Source organism: Chryseotalea sp. WA131a (genome assembly GCA_025370075.1).
GTDB lineage: Bacteria > Bacteroidota > Bacteroidia > Cytophagales > Cyclobacteriaceae > ELB16-189.
Genome location: CP073016.1, coordinates 432,468 through 456,301 on the forward strand (window position 1 = coordinate 432,468; position 23,834 = coordinate 456,301).

The following is a 23,834-nucleotide window of genomic DNA, read 5'->3' on the forward strand; positions in this document are numbered from 1 at the left end:
ATCTATTTTTGCATGCCTCCAGATTGAAGCATGTCCAATTCCTTTTCTAGTTTGTCGATTGCCTCCATTTTCACTGCGTAAAGTTTAAGGTCGCCAGAGCGCTGAATCTGCATGGCTTCTTCAAGCAATTTCTTGCGCTTGTTGGTGAGGTCTTTGATAGGGTCTTTTTTGAGGAAAGAAAACATAACATTATTTTGATAATAAACAACGCAAACGGCAAATTGTTATTTGCCAGAGCTAATCACCAGAGGAATCAACTTAGCCGCTTCCGTCAGGGCAGGCCGCCTAATCTTGCATTATGCGCTGTTTGCTGGTGATTTTCACCCCTAAAAAACTTCATTTTTACGATTGGTTTTTCTTGTTAACTTTACCGCCCTGTAAAACTACAAACCACTGATTCCCAATGAAGTTTATTGTCAACTCTAGCTATTTGCTAAAACAACTTTCGAATATCAACGGTGTGATCACCACCAACCCCGTAGTGCCCATTTTAGAGAATTTTTTGTTCGAGATCGATAAGAGCAATTTAAAGGTTACTGCATCTGATTTGCAAACCTCTATGATTACGGAAATCAATGTTGAATCCAAAGAGAAAGGAAGTATTGCAGTGCCCGCTCGTATTTTGTTGGATACGCTCAAGAACTTGCCCGATCAGCCAGTAACTTTTTCAATTGACTCGACTAGCTATGCTATTGAAATCAGTTCGGATAATGGACGTTATAAATTGGCAGGCGAGAATGCGACCGACTTCCCTAAAGTGCCAGCGGTTTCAAATGACTTCTCAGCACATATTTCGTCAGAGGTGTTGGCTAAAGCAGTTAATAATACCATTTTCGCTACCAGTAGTGACGAACTTCGCCCTGCGATGACGGGTGTGTATGTTAACTTAGGTGAGAAGAACACCACCTTTGTGGCAACAGACGGCCATCGTTTGGTTCGCTACAGAAGAACGGACATTAAATCAGAAAATGGCAGCACAATCATCATTCCGCGCAAAGCGTTGAATTTGTTGAAGAGCACATTGCCCACTGAAAATACCGATGTAACGATTGACTTCAATGCATCAAATGCATTTTTCAATTTCGGTAATATCCGCATGATTTGCCGATTGATTGACGAGCGTTTCCCAGATTATGAAAACGTGATCCCTTCTTCCAATCCCATCAAGATGACGATTAGTCGCACGGATTTGTTGGGTTCGTTGAAGCGTATTTCCATTTACGCCAATAAAACTACGCACCAAGTTCGGTTGAAGATAACCGGAAGCGAGTTGCAGGTTTCTGCTGAAGATTTGGATTTCTCGAACGAAGCGAACGAACGCCTTTCATGCGAGCACGAAGGCGAAGACATTGAAATTGGTTTCAACGCACGCTTTTTGATTGAGATGCTTTCAAACCTAGATGCTGACCAGATTAGGTTAAACATGTCAGCACCCAACAAGGCAGGCGTAATTAACCCAGCAGAAAAAGATAAGTCAGAAGATATATTAATGTTGGTGATGCCGGTGATGCTGAACCAATACGTTTGACCTTGATTAATTCATGATTGATATGATTCCGATGATTTAACCTTGCGGGTAGTAGGCAATTAGTAGCTGCTAAAATCAGAAGAATCAAATAAATCATTTATAACATAGTTAAGATTTTTTCTACCTAAACGATTGAGAGCCATGCAGTTTGTGTGGCTTTCTTTTTTTATATACTTCCATGCTTAGATTTCCATGAATTCTCTGTAATTATACCGTGAAGTTTTTCTCCTAGAAACAACGAAATCTAACTAGTGACAACCGAAAACCCCAATACAAGATTCTTCCTTTTCTGAAATAGTACTGATTACCAATCTCATGCCCACCATTCAATTACAATCCATTGATTTGCCAGAATTCGGCAAGTGCGAAGAGTTGCCACAAATTCCAATGCAACAATTTGAGTTGCGTATAAAAAATACGTTGGCCCAAATGAATGAGCAGCAACTCGATTTTTTGCTTGTGTTTGCCGACCGAGAACACACCGCCAACTTGGCTTTTCTCACCAACCTGGATCCTCGTTTTGAAGAAGCCTTGTTGCTATTGGACAAGCATGGAAAACGGAAAATGTTGTTGGGCAATGAGTGTATGGGCTATACGGGTATTTGCCCGATACCGATGGAGTTTGAACTGTTTCAAGATTTTAGTTTGATGGGGCAAGATCGAACCAAGTCGCGCTCGCTTGAAAAAATTCTAACCGAGTTTGGTGTCCGCAAAAACTCAAGAGTGGGGTGCAGCTATTACAAATACCAACCACAGGACCAATCAGTTTTAGATATCCCTGCCTATCTAGCAGATCTATTGAGAAAAGTTGTTGGGAATCTCGAATCTGTAGTAAATGCTTCTTCCATTTTTATGGATTTGGAAAAAGGCCTACGCCACCACAATTGTTTGGAAGAGTTGGTACGGTTTGAGTGGGCAAGCACGCGTACATCCGATAGTATCAAAAATTTATTGGCTGAACTGAAACCGGGTGTGCGTGAGTACGAACTCGCCAAAAATTTTAGTAGCGATGGGCTGCCGTATTCTTGCCATCCTATGGTATCGAGTGGAAAGAAAGCTGCGATGGGCTTGAGCAGTCCTTCTGGAAATAAAGTAGCACTTAAAGATACGTTCACTTGCGCCCTGGGCGTGCAAGGTGCATTGACGGCTCGTGCAGGGATGGTAGCTGAAAGCCCCGATCAATTAGATCAGCGCGTTGCTTTGTTTTATGAAGATTTTTGGAAGGGATATTTCAAAACTGTGGTAACGTGGTATGAAAGCATTGGTATCGGGGTTTCGGCTGGTGAGGTGAAAGCAAAAGTTGAGGCAGCACGAAACAAATCTGTTTTTGAATTTGCAGTCAATACTGGGCACACGCTGCATTTGGAGGAATGGGTGAATTCACCGTTCACCATCGGATCAATGGTAAAACTTTATTCAGGTATGGCTTTACAAATGGATATCATACCCGTAAGCAAAGGAGAATTTGTGTGCGCCAATATGGAAGATGGCATTGTGCTAGCCGATGAAAAATTGCGAGCAGAGTGGGCTGAAAAATTTCCTGTTTCATGGAACCGCATTCAAAACAGGAGCGAGTTTATGATTCATCAAATTGGAATCAACCTAAAACCAGAAGTATTGCCGTTGAGCAATACACCCGCTTATTATAGTCCGTATCTTTTGAAAGCAAACAAGGTAGCGGTTTGCAGATGATTTTATTCTTTCACAATTTCAAACTCTACTCTTCGGTTCATTTGTTTGTGTTCTTCCGTTTCTTCCTTTTGCACGATGGGCAGGGCACTTCCATAGCCGGTGGCGGATATTCTATCGGTAGCAACTAAAAATTCTTTGATCAGAAATGCTTTGATGGCATCTGCTCGATCTTGCGATAGCTTTAAGTTCAATTTTTCATCTCCGGCCGAATCGGTGTGCCCTGAAATAAGGAGTTTGGTTTCGGGGTGGTCGATCAAAAAATTGCCCATTTTGTCTAGGTCCTCTTTCATACTGAGTAAAATATCTGCTTTCCCGTTTTCAAACTCTAATGACCGAAAGGCAATTTTGCGTTGAAGTGGTTCGGCTACTCGATTGATTTCTTTAGCACCATCCAAAAAGAAAATTTCTTCTATCCTAAAATAATCATCGCCCTGAATAATCAACAAATAATTTCTTTTGTTGATGAGTTCAAAATCAAAGGTTCCATCTTTTTGAATGTATTTGGGAGCTACTTCAACACCTTTGTCTAAATCGATAACCGAAACAATTCCTCCCAGTGGTTTTCCATTTTGGTCTATGAGGGAACCGCGTAAATGAGTGGTGGCTAGCGGCTGCGCCTCCATCGGCACGGGGAAGGAATATAAGTCTAAATTCTTTTTCTTGTCTTCATTGCTGCGGGCATAGTACAAATCCTGCGATTGCGAATCGATGGTAAAATAGTATTCATCGCCTGCGCCATTTACCAGCGGACCAATATTTTTTGGTTCTGTCCAGTTGCCACCTGCTTTGTTGGTTTTATAAATATCGAATCCACCAAAGTTGAGTGGCTGTCCATTTGAACTAAAATAAAGCACGTTGAATTTGTGATGAAAGAAGGGGCTTACTTCGCTATTCAATGTGTTGATAACCGGGCCCATGTTTTTTGCCCGTTGCCAATTGCCTTTCGTGTCTTTAACCGAATAGTAAATATCAGATAGGCCAAAGCCACCCACGCGATTGGAAGCAAAGAAAAGTGTGTCGCCTCGATGCGAGAGCGAAGGGTGCGAATCCCACCCCGAACTGTTAACAGCCGAGCCAAGATTTTTGATGTCTGACCAAGTACTGTCTTTATTCAATTTAGCTGAATAGAGATCGCAATTACCCAATCCTCCGGGTGCATTGCAACGAGAAAAATAAAGCGACTTTCCATCTTTGCCCAAACAGGCAGAGCCTTCGTTGAAATGGGTGTTGATCGTTTTGAACTCTTCCGCGGCCGTCCACGCACCGTCTACCTTTAGGGTGAAGAAAAGATCTTCGTTGTAGGCGCGCTCTTGGTGGGTGTTGCGCTTGGAAGTAAATAATAGAATAAAATCGGCACTGCCCATGGCGGGGCCATAATCTTCTTTGTCGGAGTTGATGCCATCGTCCATGCGCACTAACACTGAGTGTGGTGGTCGAAGTGTATCAATTTCTTTTCTGTAGTCCACTAGGTTATAGTACAAATCGAGGGGCACATAGTTCTCTTTTTTTTCGGTCTCCACCGATTCGTAGCGTTTATATAAATCATTGATGTTGATGCCTTGCTGGTGATGTTTTAAAAGAAGTTTGTATAAAAGCACGGCTTCCCCTTTCGGTCCTAGCTTTTCGGATAGTTGCGCAAGGCGCCAGAGCAGCGGCACATTCTTAGCAAAATTTTCAATACCAAAGTTTTTTACATAGGTGCGCAAGAGCCTGTACATCTCGGCTTCATTGCCACTTTTTTCGTTTTGCTGTAATTGCTTGAGTTTGCCCGCATCGCTGTAAAGCCGCACTTTGTTGATGTTCGGGAAATCAAATAAATCTGACTGGCTGAACGTGGTGAGCGAATCTTGCAGCTTCACCGTGCCGCCTTTCTTGAATTTTTTTGGGTTTTGCGCAGGCAGCGTTACCGATGCTGCGGTTAGCAAAAAAAGTAAAAACCAAAAACTGTTTTTCTGTGTAACGTTCATTCGGTTTATTTCACTCACCACGAAAAATGTAACAAATTTGAGACTTTAGCAAGTGATTTAATTTTGCAACTCTTGAGGGACTGTGCTTGGGATAAAACTGGCACAGCTATTGACATCCTAACTCTCTTTACCGTTTCTGTTGTAGGCTACGGTTTTTTGTGTCAAATTGGCATTATATGTTTAAATCATTGGCTGCGCCCATCGTTCAAGAAGAGTCTGAAGAGTTAATACAGTTGATTAATCCTGAGCAGGAGATGGACATCAAACCGGAAGAAATGCCGGAAGAGGTTTCCATTTTACCGATCAAAAATACGGTACTTTTTCCGGGCGTGGTGATTCCTATTACCGTTACCCGCCAAAAATCCATCAAGCTGATTAAAAAAGCGTATGAAGGCAAGCGCATTATTGGCGTGGTGGCTCAGAAAAACAAACAGGCCGAAGAACCAGGGGTAGATGACCTGTTTCGGTTCGGCACGGTGGCGCGCATCATCAAAATGTTGGTGTTGCCAGATGGCAATACCACCGTAATCATTCAAGGCAAAAACCGATTTTCCATTAAGGAGTTTATAAAGGAAGAACCTTTTTTAACAGCCCACATTACGCTGCTCAGTGATGATTTATCGACAGTTGATAGCAAAGAGACAAAGGCATTGGTGCAATCGTTGAAAGATGCGGCCACCAAAATTTTAAAACTCAATCCGGAAATTCCCCAAGAGGCGCAGTTCGCGCTCGATAATATTCAAAGCATTCCATTTCTCATTCATTTTTTAGCCTCTAACTTAAATGTGGATGTAGCCGACAAGCAAAAGATTTTGGAGAGCATCTCTATTACTGAACGAGGAACGTTGCTGTTGCAATACATGCTGAAGGAAATCCAATTGTTGGAGATCAAGCACGAGATACAGAAGAAAGTACACACCGACATTGACTCGCAGCAGCGCGATTATTTTTTGCGCCAGCAGATGAAGGTGCTTCAAGATGAGTTGGGTTACGATGGCCCCGAGAAAGAAATTGAAAAACTGCGTAAGCGTGGTGCAGAGAAAAAATGGCCAAAAATTGCTTCCGAACATTTTGCGAAAGAAATGGACAAGTTGCAGCGTACCAATCCGCAAGCTCCTGATTTCCCGATTGGGATGACGTATGCTGAATTCATGCTCGATTTGCCATGGGAAGATTGCACCACTGACAATTTTGATTTGAAAAATGCGCGCAAGATTTTAGATAAAGACCATTTTGGTTTAGAGAAAGTAAAGAACCGCATCATCGAATATTTGGCGGTGCTGAAGTTGAAGCAAGATATGAAGGGGCCGATTTTGTGTTTGTATGGTCCGCCTGGAGTGGGGAAGACCTCATTGGGAAAATCGATTGCCAAAGCTTTGCAGCGAAACTATATCCGCCTGTCGCTGGGAGGAGTGCACGATGAAGCAGAGATACGTGGCCACCGCAAAACATATATTGGTGCGATGCCCGGAAAAATTTTAGCCAACTTGAAGAAAGCAAAATCATCGAATCCGGTTTTTGTGTTAGATGAGATTGACAAGGTGCGGTCAGAATTTAGGGGAGACCCTTCATCCGCTTTGCTGGAAGTACTAGACCCTGAGCAAAATAACTTGTTTGGCGACAATTATCTCGATGTAGAATACGATTTATCGAAAGTACTTTTTATTGCTACAGCCAATTCGTTAGATACCATTCAACCAGCTTTGCGCGATCGAATGGAGATAATCGAAATTACAGGCTATACCATTGAAGAGAAACTGCAAATCGCCATCAAACATTTAGTGCCCAAGCAATTGAAAGAGCACGGCTTGGGCGAAAGCGAAGTGAAATTTGAAAAAGAGGCGTTACTGAAAATAATTGAAGGCTATACACGTGAGTCGGGTGTACGGGGACTTGAACGGAAAATTGGTTCGGTCGTTCGCCAGATTGCCAAAGCAAAAGCAATGGACGATTCTTTTGATAAAACCATAACGATTGCATTTGTGGTGAAGGCATTGGGAGCAGAAATTTTTGATGAAGAATTATACCAAGGCAACGACTTAGCAGGTGTGGTTACTGGCTTGGCCTGGACACAGGTAGGTGGCGATATTTTGTTTGTAGAGTCGAGCTTGAGTAGAGGAAAAGGAGGACTTACGATTTCTGGTCAGTTGGGTGACGTGATGAAAGAATCGGCCATGGCTGCATTGTCTTATTTAAAGTCAAATGCTGAGTCGTTAAAAATTGATTATCGGATTTTTCAGCAATACGATTTGCACATTCACGTGCCGGCAGGCGCGGTGCCGAAAGATGGCCCTTCCGCAGGCATTACGATGTTAACGTCACTCGCTTCCATTTTCACCCAACGAAAGGTAAAATCTAACTTAGCGATGACGGGCGAGATTACTTTACGCGGAAAAGTATTGCCTGTGGGCGGCATCAAAGAAAAAATATTGGCGGCCAAACGCGGAGGCATCAAAGAAATTATCTTAAGCCAAAAGAACAAGCGCGACATCAGTGAAATCGAGAAAGGGTATATCAAAGGATTGACTTTCCATTACGTGGATACCGTTGATGAAGTGTTAAAGATTGCTTTGCTGAAAGAGAAGGTGGAGAAGCCGTTGGAGTTCAAGATAGAAGCGGCTTTGGCTGCAACCAAATAGTGAAAATAATCTAATACTTAGATTATCAAATTTTCAGAATTCTTTTAGAAAAAAGAATCTTAACTGGGTGGAAATTACAGTTATCTACCTTGCGCCAGACATCATTCCACAACGAAAAATAGCTGGAGGCGGTTTTCATGTAAGTTTTTTTGCTGTTCTTAAAGAATGTAATACATTTGTATTACAAATTCAATTTATATGCTAAACGTCAGGCTTTCAGATGATACCGAAAATGAGTTGGCGAGATATTGCCTTGATGAAGGCGTTTCTAAGTCAATGGTTGTAAAAGAAGCCCTCGAGGCTTACCTCGTTCAACGCAGAAAAACAAAAAGCCCTTTTGAAGCGGGCGCTGATTTGTTTGGGCAGGAGGGGAGCGGCTCCAAAAATAACTCAACTTCGTACAAGAAAAAGCTAAAACAAAAACTGCATGCAAAGCACGCTCATTGATGCGGGGCCACTTATCGCTTTGTTTGACAAGGACGATAGCTATCATGAGCGCGCAATATCTTTTCTGAAGCGCTGTCAGGGTTCTTTGATCACTACATGGCCTGTGATTACCGAAGTATCGCACATGCTCGATTTTAGTGTAAAGACCCAAATCAATTTTCTGAAGTGGATTAACCGTGGAGGCCTTCAAATTTTCGAATTGGAATTTCACGATTTGGTTAGAATCATCGATCTCAGCGAAAAATTTGCCGATGTGCCCATGGACTTTGCCGATGCTACTTTGATTGTCGCTTCAGAAGCCAAAGGCATTACAAAAATCGCCAGCGTTGATTCCGATTTTTATGTGTATCGCGATATTCGGAAAAAGTACCTGAAGAATGTTTTTATTTAGGCAGTGCAAGTCAAGCAGACCAAACAAGTACAAATTAAGCATTCGACTACCAGATTTGTACAATTTAAAAATTCACCGACTTATAAAAGTGGTCATCTCTTCTGTAAACGTAATCGAGAGTTTGTGCATGGCGCGCGTACAAGCGATGTAGAGCATGCTCTTATCCACAGCCGTGTGGTAATTGCGGGCGGATGCAAACGGAATGATTACTTCATCAAACTCCAAACCTTTTGCGAGATGTGGGGTGGTGATGATCACTCCTTCGAAAAAAGTGGTGCTATCTGCAGTGAGCAAATGAACCTTATGCGTTTTCCGTAATGAATCAAAAATGAGCTTTGCTTGATTGGCGGTTTTGCAAAGAATGCCAAGCGATTGGTGCGTAGAATTTTTGAATTGTACGAGCAGCGATTGGATTGCCTCCAGCTCTTGCGCATCGCTGCTAAAACCTGTTATGGTAGGTTTTTCTCCGTGCCGCTCCATGGCGATAACGTTTGGATTGGTTGAGATTTGTTGTGCAAATGTCGTTATCTCGTAGGTAGACCGATAGCTTCTGAATAGTTTTACGATTTCGGCTTGCGGAAAAACTTCTTCTATGCCTTCTGCCGAAGAGGCACTATACGGATTTACCGTTTGACCCACATCGCCAAGTATTGTTTTCTTGCAGGTGAACAAGCGAGACAGCACCGCATATTGCACAGGTGTGTAATCCTGCATCTCATCGATGAGTAAGTGTTTCACATAATCATTCGCTTGAAAACCTTCCAGGCGCATGGTGAAATAGATTAAGGGAAATACATCCGCGTATTCCAGCTTGTCCTCTTCCATGGTGCGAAACATTTCAGGTTTGCCCAACCACTTGAAAAAATCTTGGTATAAACCAAACGCATTTCCGATTTTGAACATGCGTGGCACGGCTTCCCAGATTTTTGTTTTCTCTTGACCGGTGAGTTTACGCTGTACTTGATTGCGTAAATGATTCTGCACATCCTTTACCACTTCCGGGAATCTTTTCAACAGCGGAATTCGGTGATAGGCCCTGAACCGCTCCTGAATAAATGGGAATGGAATAACGGTATTGCCTACACGGAGTTCGGAGAAGGTGAAGTAGTTGTTTTCGATGTAGATAAGATAGCGGTTGAGAAAGCGTAAAAATTCAAACGATGCTTTGAAGCGAATGCGCTCGATATAAGCAGCATCTGGTTTTTCTAATAGCCAAGCAACTTGTTGAAAGAAAGTTTGGAACGTGTATTTATCTTCAAGCAAGTAGACAGCCAATTCTTCCATACCCATTTCGGGGATGTGCTCTTCACCCAATTCGGGCAGCACGTTGCTGATATAATCAGAAAATATTTTGTTGGGCGAAAGGATGAGGATGTCTTTCGCACGAATCTCATCGCGGAAGCGGTATAACAAAAACGCAATGCGGTGTAGTGCGATGGATGTTTTGCCTGAGCCCGCTACGCCTTGAATAATCATTACTGTGGCCGACTCGTTTCGGATTACTGCATTTTGGTCTCGCTGAATGGTGGCGACTATGTTCTTCATCTTGTCGTCTGCAGATTTGCTGAGTTCTTGCTGCAGCACCTCATCGTGGATGTTCACCGCATTCTCGATCATAAATTCCATCTTTCCCTTCCTGATTTTATACTGCCGCTTCAAAGCAATCTCGCCTGTTACCTTGCCTGACGGAGTTTGATAGAATGCTTCGCCTAACTCAAAATCGTAAAACATTGAAGAGATGGGCGCGCGCCAATCGTACACCAAATTGGCTTTTTGTAAATCATCAAAAAAAGTATGGATACCAATGTAAATGGCAGCCCGGTTATCATTGTTGATAAAATCAATGCGACCGAAGTAGGGCGAGTCAATCAGCTTTAGCATTTTGCCCTTTCGCGTCACCGTATTTTCGCCTGCAGAGGCCATGCGATTGACGGATTGATCGGCTGAAACCTTATCCGCTTCATCCATGCTCGACTGATGTTCGTGCATGTACTCTTTTTTTTGTCGCAATTCTTCGGCATAGTTCTTTACTCGGTCGTCTATGCGCCTGATGGCTTGCAAAAGCGTTTCTTTTATAGACTCCAGAAACTCCAACTCTTCTTGCTTACTACTATTGATCATGAAGTTGATTAAGCTGCAAAGATAAGACGGTAGAATTTCTATTTGTGAAATTCTTTAAGTTCAAGAAAATGTAGGTACGAAGATTCTGCGATGAGTAGAAAGACTTAGCTAATCTAATGATTATTTCACGATCCTTCTCAACGAACTAATTTCTCTCCAATTTGCTACTGTAATCTTATCGCTGCGGGTGAAGCTTTGTGGACCATCGTACAATAATATACCACCAGTCTGTTTTGCATAGCCATTCCATTTGTGCATGTTAACCAGATGGTCATCTCGGTAAGTTTGTGCGGATTTTATTTCTACTGGCAATAGTTTCTTTCCACTTTCGATTAATAAATCGATTTCAATCCCCTTATTGTCGCGCCAATAGTAATAATTCACTTGACCCCCATTGTTGTATTTGTTTTTGAAGCACTCCGTTATCACTAAATTTTCAAATAATGCTCCACGAAAATGCGAGTTCACCACTTCATTTTCAGTTTTGATACCCAATAGTGAAGAAGCAAGCCCTGTATCATAAAAATAAAGTTTGGGTGTCTTTACCAATCGCTTATTAAAATTTTTGTGGTGAGGCTTTAGTAGAAAAACAACATAGCTGCTTTCTAAAATACTCAACCAATTAGTTACCGTACGCACATCAATGCCACACTCGTTGGCCAACGTGGCCGTATTCAATTGTTGACCAATTCGTCCGGCACATAGTTGCAGAAAGCGCGTGAATGAAATAGTGTCTGTAATGTTCTTCAATTGGCGCACATCGCGCTCTACATAGGTGCGAATGTAAGCTGGATACCACAGGTTTGGATTTCGGTTGCGGTCGTAGATTTCTGGATAGCAACCTCTCCATAGCAATTGATTGGTCGAAATATTTTTCAGATTTAGCTTTTCTAGTTCACCGTAGCAAAAGGGCAACAAGTCAATATAGCCAATTCGACCTGCTAGTGTTTGTGATATGGACGCCTGCAGTAAAAAATTATTGCTTCCTGTGAGTATGAACAAACCGTCTTTCTTTGTGTCGTCTAGAATCTTTTGCAGATAACTAAACAACGAAGGCACACGCTGTGCTTCATCAATGATGGCTCCATTTTTGAAACGCTCTAAAAAAGAACGCGGATCGGTTTCTGCTTGCAGGCGTTCATCAGGATCTTCTAAAGATACATAAGGCTTTTTAGGAAATACATCTTTGGCCAACGTGGTTTTGCCGCTTTGGCGAGGACCCACTACCGCTACCGAGCGAAACTCTTTTGCCAACAGGCGCAACCATTTTTCAGCATTTCGTTGTATCATTTTTGGGAAGGCTATAAATACATTACTAGATATTCAATATTTATTTCTGTGTAAAAATAGCCTATTTTAAGCTAAAAATCAATATCAATTCGTACAAATCATACATTCGACTGTCAGAATTGTACTATTAGTTAATTTATGAGTGGTCGCTAATTGTATGTTTGAGCAATAGATTTGTCTTTCTTAAATTTAAATTTTTCCATTCGTTAAAGAGACCCTACCTTTACAATTTATTATCAAATTCAAATGGAAAAAATTGGAGGATTGACCCCACAGGAAATCGTAATAGAACTGGACAAATACATCATCGGCCAAATGGAGGCCAAGCGAAATGTGGCGATTGCTTTGCGAAATCGATGGAGGCGCATGAACGTGCAGTCGGAAATCAAAAATGATATTATCCCCAACAATATTTTAATGATTGGTGCAACAGGTGTTGGCAAAACCGAAATCGCTAGGAGACTGGCAAAAATTGCCGATGCTCCTTTTGTAAAAGTGGAAGCTTCAAAATTTACCGAAGTAGGGTATGTGGGCCGCGATGTGGAGAGCATGGTGCGCGATTTGGTGGAGCAATCGGTGAACATGGTAAAGGCGAAGAGAAAAGAGGAGGTAAAAGAAAAGGCAGCAGCCGTGGTGGAAGAAATTATTTTAGATGCGCTCATTCCGCCTATGCGACAGTCGGCAGGGTTTCAAATACAGAATGGCGATTCGGAAGAAGTCCCTACCTCCGATGTGGAACTGAATGAGCGAACAAGAAATTTGTTTCGCGAGAAAATCAAGAATGGTGAATTGGAAGAACGCAAAATTGAAATCGACATTAAGCAAAGCGGTGGAGGCAATGTGGGTATGATTGGCGCGGGCATGATGGACGAAGTGTCAATGATGAACTTGCAAGAAATGATCAGTGGTATGATGCCCAAGAAAGGAAAGAAACGGAAAGTAACAGTGGCAGAAGCCCGCAAGATTTTATTGGAAGAAGAAGCCTCGAAGTTGATTGACATGGACGAAGTGAAAGAAGAGGCCATTCGCAAAGCGGAGAACGCAGGGATTATTTTTATTGACGAGATAGACAAGATTGCCTCCGGTGCTGGCAAGAAAGGCGGCAGCGGCCCCGATGTGAGTAGGGAAGGTGTGCAACGCGATTTGTTGCCCATCGTAGAGGGCAGCACGGTCAATACAAAGCACGGGGTGATTAAAACCGACCATGTGCTGTTCATTGCTGCAGGCGCGTTCCATATCTCCAAGCCTTCTGATTTGATTCCTGAATTACAAGGTAGATTCCCCATTCGCGTGGAGTTGAATAGTTTGAACAAGGAAGATTTTGTGCGCATCCTTAAAGAGCCTAAGAATGCGCTCACAAAACAATATCACGCTTTGTTTAATTCGGAAAGTGTTTCGATTGCTTTTGATGAAGATGCCATTGATGAAATTGCACAAGCGGCTTTTGACATCAATTCAGAAATTGAAAACATTGGTGCGCGCAGGTTACACACCGTGATGAGCCGCTTGTTGAATGAGTTTTTATTTGATGTTCCCGATAAAATCAAGCCATCCTCAGAAATAAATATTACCAAAGCGATGGTGAAAGAAAAATTGAGTGGATTGATTAAGAATAAAGATTTGAGTGAGTATATTTTGTAGTAATCTACTGAAGTCGGTCGTATTGAGTTAGTTCTGATTATTAACCTTTACTCTTTTATACAGGGTTTAAGGTGGGCGAGATATAGTTATTGAAATAGTCATTCTCTGGGATTGCAAGGGTGAAGTTCTTATTTGGTTGGGCAATATCGCATGACGTTACGATTAAAATAATTATCAACGAGGTAAGAAGAGAAAGATTTGGCAAATGAATTCTAAACACAAGATTCTTTTTATTGTCTGAAAATATCAATACATTGTATTTACAGCACAGATTCCAAGTAAATTATCACCTGTATGGTTGAGTCTTTCAGTCTACTTCGTATTAACGGCTAGACAATAAATTATCTGTTGACCGTTCAGCGCATGGAGGTACGTGGGGTCAGGTGGTTTCCATTTCACTTATTTACTACTTTTTTTACCTTGGTTTTTATTGCAGCGAATTTTTGTTAAACTTTTTTTGAGTTGGTTAATGAACGTGAATCGAATTCTTGCATTTCTTTTTTTTGGGGCCCTATTCTTCCCCTCTCCATTGGTTGGCCAAAGGGCGGACTCAGGTAAGGGAGTGAATAGGATCGTCAAAAAAGCTTACCTGGAAGGGCTAAAGTTGATCACCACCATACCCAGTGATACCACAGTAAACATTCGAAATGCAGAAGCCTTTTTACCTTTTCAAAACAAGATTATACGGGATATATACATTCAGCAGATTGGTTTTGAAAAATCGATTTATGATAGCATGCATCGCACAGAGGCTTTTGTGAATAGGGTGGCCAACGGCCTGCATAGAAGGACTCGCGAAGCAACAGTTCGAAAACATTTGTTTTTTCACAAAAACAAACCTCTAAACCCTTTCTTATTGGCCGACAACGAGCGTTACCTGCGCGACCGTGATTTCATATTGGATTGCCGCATGGTGGTAACACCAACTTCAGAAGGTTCAGACTCCGTAGATATTACCGTGATTACGCGCGATGTGTTTAGCTTAGGTTTCAACTTGGGTGGAAGCATTCCAACTGCTCCGCAATTTGGAGTTTACGATAATAATTTTTTGGGTCGAGGTCAACGATTAATATTTACAGGGCTTTATGACCCTGGCAGAAACCCAACATTTGGGTGGTCGAGTTTTTTTCGGAAAAGTAGCTTGCTCGGAACCTTGGTAGATTTAGAGCTAGGTTATTCGGAATTGAAAACAGGGACAATCATAGGGCTGGAAAGTGAATACTCCTATTCTATTCGACTCAATAGGCCATTGGTTTCTCCTTATTCCAGATTGGCGGGTGGTATAGATCTTAGTAAAAACTGGTCGCGAAATCTCTTTTCAAAGCCTGACAGTATATTCCAGAATTATCGATACAACATGGCCGACTATTGGATCGGTTACAACTTTGGTGTTGGCCAAAAGTTGGAAAATCAATTTCGCTACTTTTTTGCAGTGCGGTATTTTGATGGAGATATCTTGAATCAATTTAGAGAACTTGAGTTGGGTGGGCAATTTCAATCAACCCGGCTGCTTGCTTATTTAGGTGAGTTTACGATTTATCGGCAAGAGTTTTACAAAACCCGTTACATCTTTGGATTTGGCCGCACAGAGGATGTGCCAGTGGGGTTGTCGTTATCGTTTACCGCTGGTTATACTACTCAATTAGCGCAAAGCCGAAGCTACCTAGGTGCAAAACTGAAGTACTCATGGGTAAACCTGATCGGTAATATCTTTCGGTTCGAGTTGCAAACCGGAAGTTACAGCACCAACTACAATTCACTGGAAGATGCGGTTGTAAATGCTCGTGCTACTTATTATACACGGGCAGTCAGCATGGGCAAAAATAAACTCCGGACCATGTTATCGTTGGGGTATGTCGGGCTCTTCAACCGCACTCTTTCTGGTTCTATCGGGATTAAACTAACGGATTTGCAAGGCCTTGTTCCCACTATATTGGACGGGCGCACTAAATTTCAAGGAAGAATAGAGTCCACTTTGTACACCCGGTTGAAACCTATTGGCTTTCGTATCGCGCCTTTTGTAGGAGCCGATTTGGTATCCATTGGTTGCGGCAATTGCACGAGAGGTACACAGACGGGCTATGCAATCAGTTCTGGCGTTCGATTCCGAAATGAAAACCTTATTTTTGGTACAGTAGAGGTTCGCTTCACCTTCTTTCCAAATTCTGATTTTGGTCAAGGCAACTGGGGTTCGCAGTTTAATGAAAATTTAAAAATCAGGAATTCTGATTTGCTGGTTCGGGCGCCTGCACTTGTGCCTTATTAAAAACCCTTTTTAGAACTAAGCCGACTATGTAAATAGATAGGATGACTAATTTGCGAGCAGCCACAATCGATTTTAGAATAAAATGCTTGGCCATGAAAATTTTATAACTTGTGTTGTTTGATTAGACATGAAGAAACAATTGCTATATCTATTTACAATACTCATTTCATTGCCCGCGTTGGCCCAAAAGAAAGATTCGCTTCGTGCCATTTATGTAGAACGATACCCCGATCATTTTTTTGTTTGGCCAATCATCAAATTGCGCACAAGCACCTTTGATATTCAAAACAAGCCAGGAGGTGGTGAAAAATTGACCTATCGCCCCACCAATACTATTGGTGTGGGCGTGGGAATGTACGTATTCGAAATTGGATTTGAGCTGGTTTTTGCCATGCCAATTGAAGAGAAAAAGAAAAATCTTTTTGGGGAGTCAAAGGTGAGTGATTTACAGTTGAATGCGCTGGGCAAAAACTGGGGAGTCGATCTTTTCACACAAACATACAAGGGTTTTTATCGCGAAGATGCCAGACGAGGTATTCCGGCCAACACACCATTTCCACAACGTCCTGATATTCGAGTCGGCAATACGGGTATCAACGGCATTTATACATTTAATAAAAACAGATTTTCGTTACGTTCGTCTTATAATTTCTCTGAGAGGCAACTCAAAAGCAGTGGCTCTTTTTTGTTGTCAGGAACGCTTAACTTTTTTAATCTAAAAGCTGATTCAACAGTGTATGGATCCTTTTACGAATCAATTTTTGGCACCAAGGGTAATTTTAATGAGATCACAAGTACCACATTTAGTATCGCCCCTGGTTATTCGTATAATTTAGTTTTGGCAAAGCGGTTTTTTGTAAATGTATCTTTATCAGTGGGACCGGCACAACATTGGATTTCTTATCGAACAATTAACGGAGAAACTGATGATCAAATATTAAACGCCTTTGCAGATTTTAGAGTGGGCATTGGTTATAACGGTAAGCGTTTCTTTGCTGGTACCAATTTTGTACAGCAGTCTAGAAGTTTCCGATTTGAAGACATTGTTTTTACCAGTTCAAACGCCACCTTTAAGCTCTTGGTTGGATATCGCTTTAAAGAATGCGGTTTTCTAAAATGGCGAGCAGGTGATTTGCCTGGAATAATTTTTAATAAATGAACTGCCTTAAATTTGATTTAAATAATTTGTTTTGTATAATCAAAATTAGAAACTTTTTCTACCTAACCAATGCCATCTAAAAATTTGTTTTGGGTCAAAGAATATGGCTTCATCTGGCTGCTGGTTATTGTTGTAGCAGTTATTGCAGCCACTCAGTTTTCATCAGGCGCATCAACAGTTCATGTTCTCTTGATCCGCACAGGCTTTTATTTTATTATGATCATCGGCATTGCTGCCTCTACACTTTCACTCACACTTAAAAGGGTAGGGTATGGGATGGCGGCAATTTTGTTGTTGCTCGCTATTGCACTCACAGTTTTCTCTAGCCGAACCTTTCAAGTGGTGTATCTTTTGGCAACAGCGGTTTATCTAATCAGTGTTCTGATAGTCATCTTTGCAACTATCTTCGATGGCAACCAAATGACAACGAACAAGATCATTGGAGGTGTTGCAGCCTATTTATTGCTTGCACAAATGTGGACTGCGCTATATATGGCAGTGGACTTAATAAACCCGAACTCTTTTCTGTTGGGAGGTAAGCCCATCGTTGAAGATGCAATGGAGCACCTTTCCTACTTTAGTTTTATTACACTTTCCACCACGGGTTACGGAGATGTGACGGCCATTGAGCCCTTAGCAAGAACCTTAGTAATTTTCGAAACACTTATTGGCCAGCTATTTCCAGCGATTTTTATCGCAAAACTAGTTAATTCACACAAAGGACATTCAAAATATCAAAACGTTGACTGATGAAATTATTTGGGTAGTGTGCAAAAAAATCCTCTAACAAATTGTATCGTTGTGCGTGATACTGGCAAAAATTAAAGAAAACTTAACATTGAAAAAATGACAGACAAAACAGACGATGAGAAAATTGATGAGTTAAACAATACTTTATCAGAAAACCTTTCAGAAAATAGTATTCAACCAAAAGAAACAGAAACTAAGGAGTCAAATAAAGAAGCAAAGAATATGGAAGTACATCATCACTCGCATTCAAACCATGGAAAGAAAAATTGGAAACATTATTTTTGGGAGTTTTTAATGTTATTCCTTGCGATTTTTAGCGGTTTTTATGCCCATTATCAATTGGAGCATAAATTGGAAAACGAATGGGCAAAGGAATTGGCTAAAAGTTTTTATCAGGAAATCAAGAATGATTCGATTACAGCTAGAGTAAAAGGCCAAAACAAGCTTAAGCAGGAAGCTGCATTAGAATATCTGATTAGCTATTTCCGTGATAGCAGCCTGACGAATGTCCCTAAAGAATTTGCTATTAATTTTATATATGGGCTTAACTTTCTTTCACCTACTCAATTTGAACCAAGAACAGTAATACTCGATCAACTAAGTAACTCAGGCTCTCTACGGTATTTCAAAAATGAGGAATTTCAAAATTTAGCTGGAGATTTAAATATAGCCATAAAAAATATCTATTATAGACATGAACTAGAATTGGAAATCAGATTACAATATATAAATCCCTTGCTCATCAAACATTATGATTATAATTTTCACAATGAAATTAGAAAAGAGAGTAAGACTATTTTTGATGGTTTAGCTGCTTATGAAAGAAGTATGGAAATTGTTCCATTTCACTTAAATAACCCAAATGAAATTGACAGGAAGAGCATAGTTAGTATTTTATCATTTTATAATGAAAATGTTGTTAATACTACCCAGAAAATTCAGCTACAAGAATATATTGAAATCAATGCAAAGTTACTCAAGCTTTTGAGGGACGATTATAATTTAAAATGATCGCAACTAACACAAACCTTATCATTGATTTAGGATACTGATTGGTTCAAGATTTTCACTTCCATGATATTACCTTGGCATAGATATTTGTTCAATAGTGATCTTGATTTTAATGTTTATTGTTAAACAACGAAATTTGTTGTCGCTAATGCAAAAAATTTGAAATGTTTTCAAAAATGTTTTAATTTCATCCAACACTTGTACCATGAAAAACAAATCTGTTCATTTTGCATCCTTTGCAATAGCAATAATAATAATAGCACTAACCTCAATTGCTCAGCTTAGTCTAGCCCAAACAGTTGCTACAGATAAATTAGTTATGTTGAGTGGTGAAGAAAAAATAGGTCAAGTAACTGAGGTAGGCGACACGTTTATCAAATTTATCCATAAGGGAGAGACATTAAACTATACGTTTAAAAAGTCAGACATCAACAAGATTCAGTTTGCAAGTGGCCGGATTGAGTTTTTCACTCAGTCACCTCAAGTGGGAAAGGATTCTTTAAGAGCGGGTATTCAAGATCACCATAATGTGGTTGCGATACTACCATTTTCATACATCGGCAGTGGTGGAAGTCGCGATGAGAAAATGTCAGTAAAGGCGCAAGGGGATTGTTTTAATATCCTTAAGAAGGAATCGTCTCAATTAATTTTGCAAGATCCCATAACAACAAATGCGCTGCTAGTAAAGGGCGGGATAACGGAAGCGAATATTATCGGTTTTACGCCCAACGATCTTGCGCAACTACTTGGGGCGGAATACATCATCTATTGCACGGTTACCATCAATCAACGCGGGTCGACCACTACAGGCACCAATTACTTTAACGCAAAAAATAGGGGCAACCGAACTTCCGGATTTGGTGTGGGCTCTTCCAGCTCAACGGCTAATTTTAATACTAATGTTGACATGAAAATATATACAGATCAAGGACAGAATGTGTTTGCGCAGTCGCATAATTCTTTTTGGCCTAACGAAAATGCATATGAAACTACGTTGAAATATTTAATCAAACGCACACCTCTTCATCATAAATAATCCAAACAAAATAATCTAACTATTGCATGAAAAAATTCTTGATTATCGCGCTAGTGGCTTTTGCCCATCAACTTTGCTTTGCCCAAAACGCCAACGAACAAATTGAGTTAGTTCCTAAACGTTTTTTTAAAGACGAGGCCTATCGAAAATGCGGCATTGAGATGACGCCTACTCAATTGATGCAGGTTTTCAAAGACGATCCTAAGATGACCCAATTTGTGAAGCCATTGGCGCTCAATTACGCGGGCGAAGCAATTTTGAAAGCAGTAGGTGGCGTATTGATTTTTTGGCCGCTAACCGAGTCGATCTACCGAGATAATCCAAATTGGAATCTCGCCTACATGGGAGTCGCCTGTTATTTGGTAGCAATCCCATTTCAAAACGGTTTTAGCAAACGGGCAAAGTCGGCAATAGATTATTATAATAGTGGATACAAGCAAGCATCAAGAGTAAGTTTTAACTTGCAAGTCGATTCAAAAGGACTTGGGATTGCAATGAAGTTTTGATTTTTGCAGGTTCTAGAGAAATTTTCTATGCGCAAGCCAGGCATAAAGTCGGTGATCTGAAAGCTCCCCTTACTTAGTAGCATCCAAAATTAAAGATTTCCAGGTGAACTTGGCATCCTGTTGGAATGTGGGAAACTCCACCCCGCTCAACGGGTGGTGGGGTTTTCCATATTCCAACAGGAACTGCGAAGGTGTTCTGTAGCCTAGGGCGCTGTGCGGCCTTTCATTGTTGTAGACCCACATCCAAGCTTGCGTGAGGAGCCGTGCCTGGTTAAGATTTTCAAAAGCATAAGCATCCAGTACTTCTTCGCGGTACGTTCGATTGAACCGCTCGATGTACCCGTTTTGTTGCGGCTTGCCCTTCTCGATGAAAACAAGTTGGATGCCCTCACCGCACCAATCTTTCAGCGCCTGGGCGATAAACTCAGGGCCGTTATCGACACGGAGCCGCTCGGGTTTCCCGCGCCATTCCACTACGCGGTCAAGTTCACAGACCACGCGCTTGCTGGTCAGGCTGGTATCGATGGTGATGTTGAGTATTTCACGGTTAAAATCATCGATGACGTTAAAAGCCCGGAATGGTTTTCCATGCAAAAGGCCATCGTGAATGAAATCCATCGACCAGGTCAGGTTATGGTGCAGGGGCTGGAGCAAAGGCTGTTTAATTCGGGCGGGTAAGCGCTTTTTGTGTTTCCTGCGCAGGTTCAGTTTCATATCGGTGTAGATGCGGTAGACGCGTTTATGGTTGTCCCCAAAATTTAATAGCCGCAGCCGGTGGTACATCATCCAGAAGCCCCAGCGGCAATGGAGTTCTGCCATCATTTGAAGTTGTTCACGGATTGGCCCATCATTTTTTGGCTTGGGTTTGTAACGGTGAACTGAGGGGTGGGTGCCCAGCAGTTGGCAGACCTGACGAATGCTGATGGAATGCTCTTCTGTAGAGTAGTCAATCAACTCCCGTTTTTCGGCAGGCCCTAAAGCTTTTTTTCGACAATGTCCTTTAAAACGGTAATCTGCAAGGTCTGCTCGGCTACAATTTTCTTGTACTGGGCCAACTCACCTTCTAACTCCTTTACCCGCTTGAGCTGGTGCACCTCCATACCGGAATACTTACTCTTCCAGTAATAAAATGTAGGTTGACTGATGCCATTCTCCCGGCAGATGTCGGCCACTTTCTTTCCTTGTTCTTGCTGTTTGAGGATGCCCACGATTTGGCTCTCATTGAATTTTGTTGTTTTCATTTCTTCCCAATTTTAACGATTAAACTCTATTTATAATCGCTACTGTTTTTGGGGGAGCTTTCAACCGTTTTTGGTGTTAAGTTTGCTACAAAAGGCGAAGTGGTTACCTTGTTGCAACTCATCAGCAAAGGCTTCGCCTTTCCAATTTTCATTGCTGGTTTCGTACTGGTCGCTTACACGCTCGCGATCTATCCTTCAAATCTATGAAATTTCGGGGACTAATTTGATGACTTTTCACAAATTCATAGTTGTGCAACAGTCACCATTGTTGTGTGCAGCTCTTAATCAATAATTTCTATTTGTCGCTGTGTACAGATGTCAATGAAGTCTCGGTTGTTGTACGTGACCAAATAGCCAACATTCACGTTTATGTCCATAAGTATTTCTCTCAGAACTCCGTCAGTTAAGCTGTGTGTAAATCCTGTCTGTCTGTTTAGGAAGAGCAATTGATCGAAAGCATTATCTCGGTAACGTGAATCGTCAAAAAGTTTGATGTTTGATTTGGAAATAAGCTGTTCAAATAACAGAAGTTGTTTTCTGCGTCTTGTTAAATGAGTTGACACAGTCTCATACAGGCATGGCCAAGGTAGTAATATTTGATGATCTTCAATTAACTCAGCGACTGTCAAAGATTTCTCGTGGTGTTGATCGGTTGAGTCAATCAGGCCTAACCAAAAACATGAATCAGTGAGTATTATCTTATTAGGCATTCTCCGGTCTAGAAATTATCTTGAGAGTTAGTCTGTTTAGTTGAGAAACCCTCCCATGGTGATCTTTTGCGTCCTCCGAAAATAAATGACCCTTTCATCATACCTTTCGAATCTCGAAGAATCACATATATTCTGTCGTTTTGCTCGAGTTTGACGTTATTTGTTATCTCCCTCTTCAATTCCTCACATATTGAATCAAAGTCATTCTTTTTAAAATTCATTACAAATACTGCAACGTTGTTACCACATTCCTTTGCTTCAAGATTGTCTAACCAGGTATATAGTCCATTATAGTCACCTTTTAATCCGAGATCGTACGTAAGAACAATAGCTTTTTTCATTCAATTATTTGTTAGCAAAAATAGCAATCTTTTAGTTAACCGAATTGTCTCTTAGAGTTGCACACAACGGCAATATTTGCGATCGGGCGGGAATTTGGAACTGCGTCCTGTCCCCAGCACCGAACGGAATAAAGATAACAAAACTTTGAAATACATGTCAACCCCGCCTGACGCAAATATATTGTGCTTGTTGCACAACTAACTTTTCAGCCTAAATGCCATTCTCTACCATTCAAATCAGTGAAATCTCTCGGACTAATTTGATGGCTTTTCACAAATTCATGGTTGTGCAACAGCCACTATTGTTATGCGTTCGGCTTTTTCTCATATTTTGCCAATTAGCTTAAATGTCCTCAGGTCGTAAATGTGAATTTCATTTTTGTCCGTTTTGTCGTACTTATTATTGTTGTTAGTGTCGTAATGCCCAGTAATTACAATTGTACCAGTCTGTTTGTTAACAATCCAAGTCCGTGAGAAAAACTTATTGTCGGTCAATTGAGCTTTCTCATGTCCGTCAGTTGAAAGGATTATGATTTGTTTTGGGTCTTGCCAATCAATTCCACTTTTGCCATCAAGGTCTACTGTCTGTGCAGAAACAATGATTTCATTAATGCCCAAACTATCAATTTTGACTTGTTCAATTTTTTCAAGTAACCGTCATTTGGGAAGTCAACTTGCTGGGATTTTCCAGTCTTGGTATTAATGAATAACAGATACCTGGCTTTGGTGTCCAACATTTTACCCCAATTTTCAATTGAAGCAATTACATATTCTGTCCCCACAACTTCGGTCATTTTATTGAAGTGGACATAATTGTATTTATCTTGTCCATATCCGGTCAAGGTAAAAATTGTGAGTGTGATAACTAAGAATTGTTTCATGTTGGTCGTATTACTTGTTGTTGGTTGTGTCGTCAAAAGCTGACGCATAACGTTTGTGTTTTCGCAATGGTGCGGTTTCGAAGCCGCGTCCTGTCCCACGAAACTAAACGTGGAGCGAAGATAAAAACTTTAGCTACACGTCACCGCACCATTGAGCACATTTCGTTGTGGGCTGGCCACATCTAGTCCAATGTTTTGATCATTTATTCAGAGTGTC

Annotated in this window: 20 protein-coding genes and 1 pseudogene; 12 read left to right on the forward strand and 9 right to left on the reverse strand. The window is 41.2% G+C overall.

Annotated features, from left to right (window positions below):
- Nucleotides 1-2: 2 nt before the first annotated feature.
- Nucleotides 3-185: a Lacal_2735 family protein gene (locus KA713_02085; GenBank protein UXE67418.1), complete on the reverse strand. Its 183-nt coding sequence runs from the start codon at nt 183-185 to the stop codon at nt 3-5.
- Nucleotides 186-403: 218 nt separating this feature from the next.
- Between KA713_02085 and dnaN the strand changes: the two genes are divergently transcribed.
- Nucleotides 404-1,528, forward strand: a complete 1,125-nt coding sequence (gene dnaN, locus KA713_02090; protein UXE67419.1) for a DNA polymerase III subunit beta — start codon at nt 404-406, stop codon at nt 1,526-1,528.
- Between the two features lie 315 nt (nt 1,529-1,843).
- The gene (locus KA713_02095) at nt 1,844-3,220 is read left to right on the forward strand and encodes a hypothetical protein (protein ID UXE67420.1); all 1,377 of its coding nucleotides are present in this window, start codon (nt 1,844-1,846) and stop codon (nt 3,218-3,220) included.
- Nucleotides 3,221-3,222: 2 nt separating this feature from the next.
- Here the strand turns inward: KA713_02095 and KA713_02100 are convergent, their stop codons facing one another.
- A complete protein-coding gene (locus KA713_02100) occupies nt 3,223-5,187 on the reverse strand; it encodes an OmpA family protein (GenBank protein ID UXE67421.1) in 1,965 nt (654 codons plus the stop codon).
- Nucleotides 5,188-5,363: 176 nt separating this feature from the next.
- Here KA713_02100 and lon point away from each other — a divergent pair, with 176 nt between their 5' ends.
- The 3 genes from lon to KA713_02115 all read left to right on the forward strand — a co-directional run bounded on the left by lon (nt 5,364) and on the right by KA713_02115 (nt 8,664).
- Complete coding sequence (gene lon, locus KA713_02105) at nt 5,364-7,826, forward strand: endopeptidase La (GenBank protein ID UXE67422.1); 2,463 nt, start codon at nt 5,364-5,366, stop codon at nt 7,824-7,826.
- A gap of 198 nt (nt 7,827-8,024) precedes the next feature.
- Nucleotides 8,025-8,273 carry a CopG family transcriptional regulator gene (locus KA713_02110; protein ID UXE67423.1) on the forward strand — a complete coding sequence of 83 codons (249 nt, stop codon included), beginning with the start codon at nt 8,025-8,027 and terminating at the stop codon, nt 8,271-8,273.
- Nucleotides 8,254-8,664: a PIN domain-containing protein gene (locus KA713_02115; protein ID UXE67424.1), complete on the forward strand. Its 411-nt coding sequence runs from the start codon at nt 8,254-8,256 to the stop codon at nt 8,662-8,664. Before KA713_02110 ends, KA713_02115 begins: the two co-directional genes overlap by 20 nt.
- Nucleotides 8,665-8,736: 72 nt before the next feature.
- Here the strand turns inward: KA713_02115 and KA713_02120 are convergent, their stop codons facing one another.
- A complete protein-coding gene (locus tag KA713_02120) occupies nt 8,737-10,785 on the reverse strand; it encodes an AAA family ATPase (protein UXE67425.1) in 2,049 nt (682 codons plus the stop codon).
- Nucleotides 10,786-10,905: 120 nt separating this feature from the next.
- Nucleotides 10,906-12,075 carry an ATP-binding protein gene (locus KA713_02125; protein ID UXE67426.1) on the reverse strand — a complete coding sequence of 390 codons (1,170 nt, stop codon included), beginning with the start codon at nt 12,073-12,075 and terminating at the stop codon, nt 10,906-10,908.
- Between the two features lie 246 nt (nt 12,076-12,321).
- On the opposite strand from KA713_02125, the gene hslU reads away from it, so the two are divergent.
- The 7 genes from hslU (at nt 12,322) to KA713_02160 (ending at nt 20,444) form a co-directional block, all read left to right on the forward strand.
- Nucleotides 12,322-13,716: an ATP-dependent protease ATPase subunit HslU gene (gene hslU, locus KA713_02130; GenBank protein ID UXE67427.1), complete on the forward strand. Its 1,395-nt coding sequence runs from the start codon at nt 12,322-12,324 to the stop codon at nt 13,714-13,716.
- A gap of 562 nt (nt 13,717-14,278) precedes the next feature.
- Nucleotides 14,279-15,982, forward strand: coding sequence for a hypothetical protein (locus KA713_02135; GenBank protein UXE67428.1), 1,704 nt, complete (start codon nt 14,279-14,281; stop codon nt 15,980-15,982).
- Nucleotides 15,983-16,109: 127 nt separating this feature from the next.
- Complete coding sequence (locus tag KA713_02140) at nt 16,110-17,141, forward strand: DUF4421 family protein (protein UXE67429.1); 1,032 nt, start codon at nt 16,110-16,112, stop codon at nt 17,139-17,141.
- Nucleotides 17,142-17,210: 69 nt separating this feature from the next.
- On the forward strand, nt 17,211-17,891 hold the full coding sequence (locus tag KA713_02145) for a two pore domain potassium channel family protein (protein ID UXE67430.1): 681 nt from the start codon (nt 17,211-17,213) through the stop codon (nt 17,889-17,891).
- Nucleotides 17,892-17,987: 96 nt separating this feature from the next.
- Nucleotides 17,988-18,902: a hypothetical protein gene (locus tag KA713_02150; protein ID UXE67431.1), complete on the forward strand. Its 915-nt coding sequence runs from the start codon at nt 17,988-17,990 to the stop codon at nt 18,900-18,902.
- 205 nt (nt 18,903-19,107) lie between these two features.
- A complete protein-coding gene (locus KA713_02155; GenBank protein UXE67432.1) occupies nt 19,108-19,938 on the forward strand; it encodes a hypothetical protein in 831 nt (276 codons plus the stop codon).
- Nucleotides 19,939-19,964: 26 nt separating this feature from the next.
- Nucleotides 19,965-20,444 carry a hypothetical protein gene (locus KA713_02160; protein ID UXE67433.1) on the forward strand — a complete coding sequence of 160 codons (480 nt, stop codon included), beginning with the start codon at nt 19,965-19,967 and terminating at the stop codon, nt 20,442-20,444.
- A 171-nt stretch (nt 20,445-20,615) separates the two neighbouring features.
- Here KA713_02160 and KA713_02165 read toward each other — a convergent pair.
- From KA713_02165 to KA713_02185, 5 genes and pseudogenes are all read right to left on the reverse strand, one after another.
- Nucleotides 20,616-21,685, reverse strand: a pseudogene (locus tag KA713_02165) (IS3 family transposase).
- A 281-nt stretch (nt 21,686-21,966) separates the two neighbouring features.
- Nucleotides 21,967-22,395 (reverse strand): hypothetical protein, encoded by a 429-nt coding sequence (locus KA713_02170; GenBank protein ID UXE67434.1) that lies wholly within the window; start codon nt 22,393-22,395, stop codon nt 21,967-21,969.
- Nucleotides 22,396-22,403: 8 nt separating this feature from the next.
- Nucleotides 22,404-22,736 (reverse strand): hypothetical protein, encoded by a 333-nt coding sequence (locus KA713_02175; GenBank protein ID UXE67435.1) that lies wholly within the window; start codon nt 22,734-22,736, stop codon nt 22,404-22,406.
- 324 nt (nt 22,737-23,060) lie between these two features.
- Nucleotides 23,061-23,354, reverse strand: a complete 294-nt coding sequence (locus tag KA713_02180) for a hypothetical protein (protein UXE67436.1) — start codon at nt 23,352-23,354, stop codon at nt 23,061-23,063.
- Nucleotides 23,315-23,617 carry a hypothetical protein gene (locus KA713_02185; protein UXE67437.1) on the reverse strand — a complete coding sequence of 101 codons (303 nt, stop codon included), beginning with the start codon at nt 23,615-23,617 and terminating at the stop codon, nt 23,315-23,317. The genes KA713_02180 and KA713_02185 overlap by 40 nt, the downstream gene beginning before the upstream one ends.
- Nucleotides 23,618-23,834: the final 217 nt, after the last annotated feature.